The organism is Weissella sp. DD23, assembly GCF_001579105.1.
Classification (GTDB): domain Bacteria; phylum Bacillota; class Bacilli; order Lactobacillales; family Lactobacillaceae; genus Weissella; species Weissella cibaria.
In genome coordinates, this window is record NZ_KQ970396.1 from 12,210 (window position 1) to 20,375 (window position 8,166).

Genomic DNA, 8,166 nt, shown 5'->3' on the forward strand with positions numbered 1-8,166 from the left:
CTTTGGTTGCGTACTTCGCAGGACACGGGGATGAATTGTCAGCCGACGAACAGGCACTTTTTGCTAAGTTCCAGGAAGACTATGAGCGTGATGCAGCCGTGCCGGCTGATGAATACATTGCTTTTAACAAGTTGACTTCAACAGCGCAGGATGCTTGGGCAGAAGCCCGCGAACAAGATGATTACGCCATTTATGCGCCATATTTGGCACAGCTAATTGATTTAAAGCGTCGTTTTATTACATACTGGCGTAAAGATGAGGCGACACCATATGATGTGTTGCTGAATCAGTTTGAACCAGGGCTAACCGTTGCAAAGCTAGATGCCGTTTTTGCAGAGGTAAAGGCGGGGGTTGTTGCGCTGCGTGAACGTTTGGCAACAGAAGGAACTGAACCGGCAGACGACTTTTTACAGCGAGAGGTCGCGGTTAGTGACCAACGGGCGTATGTTTGGGATGCGGCCGTTCGCTTAGGTTATGATCCTAATAAAGGTCGATTAGACGATACGGTGCACCCATTTATGCAAGATTTGAATCGTAATGATGCCCGTATTACAACCCGGTGGTCAGCCACTGATTTTCAAATGGCTGTGTTAGGAATCTTGCACGAGGCCGGTCACGGTCTCTTTGCACAGAATGTTGCGCCTAAATGGGATTACACACCGTTTAATAAATCAATAGCAATGAGTATTCATGAATCACAGTCGTTATTTAATGAAGTAATGATTGGCCGCTCAGAAGCCTTCTTACGTCATGATTATCCAATTATGCAACAGGCTTTCCATGGTGTCTTAGACGATGTTGATTTTGAGACATTCTATAAAGGGTGGATGAAAACACAGGCTAGTCTAATTCGGACGGAAGCTGATCCATTAACATATCCGTTGCATATCATTATTCGTTATGAAATTGAAAAAGCTATTTTTAACGATGATATTGATATTGCAACCTTACCAGCCCTTTGGAATGCAAAGTATGAGGAATACCTAGGTATCCGACCACCATCAAATTTGACAGGTATCTTACAAGATATTCACTGGGCCGGCGGTGATTTTGGCTACTTCCCATCATATGCCCTTGGCCATTTGTATGCGGCCCAATTCCGTCACGAAATGGCAAAAACACTTGATATCAACAGCTTGCTGGCTGCTGGAAACATCCAACCGTTGTTTGATTGGCGTAAGGCGAATATTTGGCAATACGGCGCATCAAAAACACCTGCTCAAATTTTGTATGCGGCAACGGGCGAGGAGCTTAATCCACAATATTGGCTTGATTTGCAAACGGAACGATATTTGCAAGCGTACCAAATTTCGGATAACAATTAAAAACATCTCATTTTGTTGTTGACATCTTTTAACACTTCCCGTAAACTTGGTTCATCGGTAGGACGTTACATTGTATGGCAGAGAAGCCACGGTTTGCTGTGAGTGGCGCAGGTGTAACGACTGAACTATTTACAACCTAATAGCAGTAAAGTGAATTGAGGCGATTAGTCTCAATTAATTTGGGTGGTACCGCGGATTTTGATGATTCGTCCCAGTGATGTGTGTTGACACATTACTGGGACTTTTTTTGTATTGGAGGACTGAAGCATGGGGTATGGACAATAGTTACTGGCGTCGGCGGGTTAATTCGTTATCGACGCTTATGGCAACTAACAAGACACTCGGTAATGAATTAAAGGAGATCGGACGATGAAACAAACAGAAACGCCGCGATTTGGGCACGCATTAATCCTCGTTATTTTATTAGTTATTATTTTTGGTGGTAGCATTATTGGCCTCGGATTATCACCGTACGTACCGTTGCTTATTAGTTTGTTAGCAACGATGATTTTTGCCAAACTACGTCGCGCAACTTGGGACGATATTCAAACCCAGTTACTGGCCGGCATTCAAACGGCATTAGCACCGTTGTTTTTGTTCTTGCTGATTGGTATGTTGATTGCCCTATGGATGGGCACAAATGTCATTCCGACAATGCTGTGGTTGGGGTTCAACGTCGCCAATGCTGCATGGTTCTTGCCGAGTGCTTTGTTGGTGACAGCGATTGTCGGGTCGATGATTGGGTCAGCCTTTACAACGCTAGCCACGGTTGGGGTGGCACTAATGGGTGTTGGTACGGCGATGGGCTTTTCACCAGCATTGGTTGCCGGGGCGGTATTGTCGGGCGCTATTTTTGGTGATAAAAGTTCACCATTGTCAGATTCAACCAACCTGGCTTCGTCAATTGCAGAGACAGATCTGTTTGCGCACATTAAAAACTTAATGTGGACGACGTTGCCTGCTTTGGTTGTGTCATTTATCATTTTTATTGTGTTAGGAACGGGGCATGCCGGGGCATCCGCTGCTGAATTGCATCATCTAGCCGGTTTACTAACGCCAACGTGGTGGACAGTGGTGCCATTGGTATTGTTAGTCGGGATGGCTTGGGCGAAAATCCCCGCAATTCCAACCTTGTTGGTGAACGTTGGTGTAACAGGCGCTTACTTCCTACTGAATCATAATATGACAACGCTAGCCGATGTTTTGCTAAACGGTTTCAAAACTGCCGCTAAGAACGACATGTTGCAGTCACTTTTGAACCGGGGTGGTATGTTAGCAATGATGCCAACGGTGATTATTATCATGCTGGCTTTGGCACTTGGTGGCTTGTTAACCGAACAGAAAATCTTACAAGCTGTGATGATGCCACTTGCGAACCGAATTAAGCATGGCGCTGGTGTGATTACGGGGACCATCGTGACTGGCATTGCGGCGAACTTCATGATTGGTGAACAATACTTGGCAACGATTCTGCCAGGTCAATTATGGAAACAAGCCTTTGACCGTGTGGGCTTATCACGCTTAGCGTTGGGACGTTCAGTTGAAGATTCGGGAACGGTCGTAAACTACTTGGTACCATGGGGTGTTGCCGGTAGTTTTGCCGCGCAAACCTTAGGCGTACCGGTGCACGTGTTTGCGCCATTTGTATTCTTCTCATTGTTGTCACCAGTCTTTTCATTGTTATCAGCTTGGACAGGTATTGGTATTAAAAAACGTGATGCCTAAAAAAATAAAAGCGACCGGAATTTTTTCTGGTCGCTTTTATTATTTTTAAATGTGTTCCGCAAGTTGGAATTTTTGCGATAACGCCAATCATTTTCCTCGCTTATGAATGGCTTGTAAGGCAAGTTGATGGGCACCTTGGTTTTGACGGTCGGGAATCCAGGTCGTTAAAACAATTGGATAACGATCAATCAGCATCATTAAACGGTCGATCTGGGCCGGATAATGTTTGGCATAAGATTTACCAATGCTATCAGCAACTAATTTAGAATCGGTATAGAACATGACCATGTCGCCCGCATCGGCTAATGTCGCCAAATGTTCAAAGGCTAGGATAGTGGCAGCAAATTCAGCTTCATGATTGGTCATGTCACCTAAATATTCATATTGTTGGCTTTGGGTGCCATCTCGGACGATGACAATGCCGGCACCACTTGGACCGGGGTTACCCTGGGTCGCTGCGTCAGCATACAACTTGATTAACATGACAAATACCTCTGCTTTCATTATACTAGAGAATAGTACAAACGCCCGAAAGGAGACGTGTTAGTCATGAAGGGTTACTACCAACCAGCAGGATTAATTGGCTGGGTAAGCTGGGCATGGATTGTGATGATCGCATTATTCGGCGGTGTCATGTGGCTCGAGGTCACGCATTTGAATGTCTGGACGTACTGGTCATTTGGTATCTTTCTTGTGATTGCCGGGGCGGTAATTTTCCGTCGTCGGGTGTATCTCGATGATGATGCGCTACGCTTCCCACCAATTGTGGGAATCCACACAGAAAAAATTCATTTTGCAGATATGCAATTTGTGCAATTTACAAAACATACAGTCATGTTTAGTCATGATGGTGAACAGTACAGTTATTGGATGAATGCGAGCTTTTTGCGAGCGTTCAAGGCAAAGATTGAAGGAAAAAACGAAAACATATGAGTGAAGAAACGTTAGTGATTACTGACCAAACTGGCCGCCTTGATAAAGTTGTGGCTGATGCGTTTGACGATTATACGCGTACGCAAGTTACGGGGTGGATTAATGATGGCATTTTAACAGTGAACGGGGCTGTTAAGAAGGCTAAGTATAGTGTTAAACCAAATGACGAAATCAAATTTACGGTACCTGAAGCGGTCGAAATTGATTTACAACCCGAGGATATTCCACTTGATATCGTGTATGAAGATGACGATTTGTTAGTTGTCAACAAGCCACAAGGGATGGTTGTTCATCCTGCATTGGGCCATGAATCCGGCACATTGGTGAACGCGTTGATGTTCCACACACCGTTGTCAACAATCAATGGTGTGGTCCGTCCCGGCATTGTGCACCGTATTGACAAGGATACGTCAGGGTTGCTGATGGTTGCGAAGAACGATAAGGCACATGAATCATTGTCTGCGCAATTGAAGGATAAGAAAAACTTGCGTCAATATTATGCCTTGGTGCATGGTGAATTCGTTGAAAACGAGGGGACTATTAAGGCGCCACTTGGCCGTTCATCCGCTGACCGCAAGAAGCAAGCCGTCGTTGCTGGTGGCCGTGATGCTGTGACGCATTTCAAGGTTGTAAAACGCTTCGTTGGGTACACATTACTGCAAGTAACCCTTGAAACAGGACGTACGCACCAAATTCGTGTGCATATGGCCTATATTGGTCATCCAGTTGCTGGCGATCCATTGTACGGACCAAAGAAGACGTTGCCAGGTAATGGTCAATATTTGCACGCGGCTACGTTGGGGCTCACGCAACCAACGACCGGGGAAGATATGACGTTTGAAGCGCCATTGCCAGACTACTTTACAGCGATGTTGGATCAGCTTGACCCATATGCTGAGATTACAGATTAATCAACAATTGAGCGAATATTCGTGCTAGAATGAAGGTATCTTCTTAAAGTCATCCAGAGAGGTGGCTAGGGGGTAACGCGACGAATGAGTTTAATTTAGGCGTTACCTATTTTGTATAGGTAACGCCTTTTTGTTATAGCAAAATAAAAAACGTGAAAAGGATGTCCATTATGGCTAAGGAAATTGTTGACGCAATGGCGATGCAACGTGCACTGACGCGTATTACGTATGAGATTATCGAGAAGAATAAGGGGATTAACAATCTTGTGATTGTGGGGATTAAGACGCGTGGTGTCTTTATCGCTGAACGCATTGCACAACGATTACAGCAACTTGAAAATGCCCAAATTCCGGTGGCTCAGTTGGATATTTCAACCTACCGTGATGATGCAACCGATCGGGGTTCAAAGGCAGAATTGGATATTGATATTGATGGCAAACGCGTTATTTTGGTCGATGATGTGCTTTATACGGGTCGAACAATTCGTGCTGCTTTAGATGCGTTGATGGATAATGGCCGTCCGGCTGTGGTTAATTTGGCAGTGTTAGTGGATCGTGGTCACCGTGAGTTACCAATTCGCGCGGATTTTGTTGGTAAGAATATTCCAACGGCAGCGGCTGAACGTATTAATGTGAATGTCACTGAAATCGACGGTGTTGATTCAGTTGAAATTCGTTAAGACCCGCTTATTTGACGGAAAGGAGGGATCGCTATCCATAGCGATAGCGGGAACGACGTCATGACGAAACGTTATTTAATTTTGCAGGATGGCACCGTCTATGCTGGTGAAGCGTTTGGGGCGCCTGCAACAACTTTTGGTGAAATTGTTTTTCATACCGCAATGACTGGTTACCAGGAAGTCATTACCAATCCGATTTATCACAATCAAATTGTGATGTTTACCTCACCAACGATTGGGGCAGCGGGAATTAATCATCGGGCGGATGAGTCAATTGTGCCAACGGTGAAAGGGGTTATTGTTCGTGAAATTGCTGATGTGTCAACTAATCGGCTGCAGTCAATGAGTTTGCACGACTATTTAAAGCGACACAATGTCCCCGGCATTTCACAAATCGATACGCGTGCGTTGGCCCGCCACTTGCGCAAAACAGGTACGCAAAAGGCGTCAATTGTTGACGTACCAGACGCGCACGCATTTGACCAGTTACGGGCCATGGTGTTGACGACTCGCCAAGTTGCGCAAGTCTCAACGCCGAAAGCCTATGCTAATCCAGGGCGTGGCGCAAACGTGGTGGTGCTTGATTTTGGTTTGAAAAACGGCATTCTCCGTATGCTGAGTGATTTTGATGCGAATGTGACGGTATTACCATATAATGCGACTGTTGATGAAGTGGCTAATCTTGACCCTGATGGGATTGTGTTGTCATCTGGCCCAGGTGACCCACGCCAAATTCCAGATGAAACGTTTGATATTATTCGCCAATTCCAAACCCGGGTGCCACTTTTCGGCATTGGACTTGGACACGAACTATTTGCGATTGCGAATGGGGCTACTTTGCAGCAAATGCCAGTTGAGCACCACGGCATGAATCATCCAATTCGTGAACAAATCACGAGTCGGATTATGTTTGCCACCCAGGGCCAGGGTTACGCGGTTAATCCGGATTCTGTACGGGAAACGGATATGTTCGTGACCCATATTGATATGACGGATGGTGTCGTTCAAGGACTGCGTCACCGCGACTATCCGGCTTTTAGTGTGCAATTTTTCCCAGATACGGCCCCAGGCCCCTTTGAAGCAACGCAAGCATTTGATGAATTTATGGAAATGGTGACGGCACGACGAGGAGGATGGCTTTCATGACCGAGCGAATTTTAATAATCGGTGGTTCAGCGAATGACTTTGGTCGTGAAACTGAAAGTGATGCCGCCAGTTACCAAGTGGTTAACGGCTTGGTGAAACGGGGACATCAAATTGTGATTGCTGATGACAATCCGTATGGTTTTACAACTGAGCGTGAGGAAATAAAAGTCATTGAAACACAATTAACGGCCCCAAATTTGGTTAAAGTGATTGTCGAAGAACATATTACGGCGATCGTGGCATCAGTGGGTGGCTTAACAGCGGTACGCCTGAGTGCTGAAATTTTACAAATTTTAGGTAACGATGCGCCGAAAGTGTTGGGGATGACATTGCCTGTGATGCAAGCCGCCCAAAATACGAAATATTTACAGGAGCGGTTGACCCAATTAAAGTTGCCAGCTGTCCAAACACGTTTAGCTAGCAATGTTAGTGAAGCGTTTGATGCGGCACGCGATTTTGATTTTCCAGTGGTTGTTCGATCAGTGGCACCTGTTGGTCAAACCATTCGTTTGCAGGTTGAGGATGCTGAAGAACTAGAAGGAGCGGCTGAAACGGCGTTAAATCGATCATTAACCCACCAAGTAAACGTGGATAAAAGTATTCGCGGTTACCAGGAAATTGCGATGGTGGTGGTACGTGATCGCATGGATACGACTTTGCTGATTGGCGGTGTCGAAGATATGGATCCGGTCGGCATTCACTCAGCCGATTCAATTGCGATTACACCTGTGCAGACGTTGCCTGATCCAATGTTCCAAACTTTGCGTAACGCGGCCTTTACGGTTGCGCGTGGCTTTAACGTGCAAGGTCTATTGGAAGTTCGCTTTGCGGTTAATCCGGCGAATGAAGAATTTGTCATCACTCGAGTAACACCGTACTTTGATCGCACCTCAGCAATGGTTGTTACGGCGACGGGTTATCCATTAGTACCAGTGATTACAGGCTTGATGGTTGGCGAAAGTTTGACCTCAGTTCGGATTCCATCAATATACGCTGATCACACGGCACTATTAGAACCGACGATGGATCACATCGTGATTCGTTTTCCTGTGTTTGCCTTCGGAGAACTTGAGACGGCCGGTATCAAGACAGAAAATCGATTAGATACCGTGCAAAAATCAGTTGGGGCTACGATTGGTGTCGGTCGTAGTGTTGAAGAAGCGTTGGAAAAAGCGATTCGAGCAGCACACTTTAACAATCGTAATTTTTCACCAACATTGATGAATGCGTTAACGGATAATGAGATTGTTGAGCAGTTGATTCACCCCCGTGATAATCGAATTTTGGTCTTGCTTGAGGCTTTACGACGAGGGTATACCGTTGATGAACTGGCAGAATTAACTAAAATTAATGCCTTTTATTTCTACAAGCTGCAACGACTTAATAACCTGGAGCAAGCTGTGAAAGATAATCCGTGGGAAGCGGATGTGCTCCAACAAGCCAAGT

The 8,166-nt window shown here is 45.5% G+C and carries 7 protein-coding genes and 1 pseudogene; 7 read left to right on the plus strand and 1 reads right to left on the minus strand.

Translation table 11 applies throughout. The features are described 5' to 3' along the window. Both WEIDD23_RS09355 and WEIDD23_RS09360 read left to right on the plus strand, forming a co-directional pair. Positions 1 to 1,325: carboxypeptidase M32 (locus WEIDD23_RS09355; RefSeq protein WP_242865499.1), on the plus strand; the 1,325-nt coding region annotated here is incomplete at its 5' end. A 369-nt stretch (positions 1,326 to 1,694) separates the two neighbouring features. After that, entirely contained in the window at positions 1,695 to 3,050 is a 1,356-nt protein-coding gene (locus WEIDD23_RS09360) for a Na+/H+ antiporter NhaC family protein (protein WP_010374202.1), read from the plus strand. An 87-nt stretch (positions 3,051 to 3,137) separates the two neighbouring features. Here WEIDD23_RS09360 and WEIDD23_RS09365 read toward each other — a convergent pair whose 3' ends face one another. Beyond that, on the minus strand, positions 3,138 to 3,533 hold the full coding sequence (locus WEIDD23_RS09365) for a ribonuclease HI family protein (RefSeq protein WP_010374200.1): 396 nt from the start codon (positions 3,531 to 3,533) through the stop codon (positions 3,138 to 3,140). A gap of 66 nt (positions 3,534 to 3,599) precedes the next feature. Between WEIDD23_RS09365 and WEIDD23_RS09370 the strand changes: the two genes are divergently transcribed. From WEIDD23_RS09370 to WEIDD23_RS09390, 5 genes and pseudogenes are all read left to right on the plus strand, one after another. After that, on the plus strand, positions 3,600 to 3,983 hold the full coding sequence (locus tag WEIDD23_RS09370; RefSeq protein WP_010374198.1) for an EbsA family protein: 384 nt from the start codon (positions 3,600 to 3,602) through the stop codon (positions 3,981 to 3,983). After that, complete coding sequence (locus WEIDD23_RS09375; RefSeq protein WP_010374196.1) at positions 3,980 to 4,894, plus strand: RluA family pseudouridine synthase; 915 nt, start codon at positions 3,980 to 3,982, stop codon at positions 4,892 to 4,894. Before WEIDD23_RS09370 ends, WEIDD23_RS09375 begins: the two co-directional genes overlap by 4 nt. A 170-nt stretch (positions 4,895 to 5,064) precedes the next feature. Further along, positions 5,065 to 5,574: a bifunctional pyr operon transcriptional regulator/uracil phosphoribosyltransferase PyrR gene (gene pyrR / locus WEIDD23_RS09380; protein ID WP_010374194.1), complete on the plus strand. Its 510-nt coding sequence runs from the start codon at positions 5,065 to 5,067 to the stop codon at positions 5,572 to 5,574. A 60-nt stretch (positions 5,575 to 5,634) separates the two neighbouring features. Further along, complete coding sequence (locus tag WEIDD23_RS09385; RefSeq protein WP_010374192.1) at positions 5,635 to 6,720, plus strand: carbamoyl phosphate synthase small subunit; 1,086 nt, start codon at positions 5,635 to 5,637, stop codon at positions 6,718 to 6,720. Next, positions 6,717 to 8,166 (plus strand): annotated as a pseudogene (locus tag WEIDD23_RS09390) (carbamoyl-phosphate synthase large subunit); the annotation flags it as partial. The gene WEIDD23_RS09385 and the pseudogene WEIDD23_RS09390, both read left to right, overlap by 4 nt.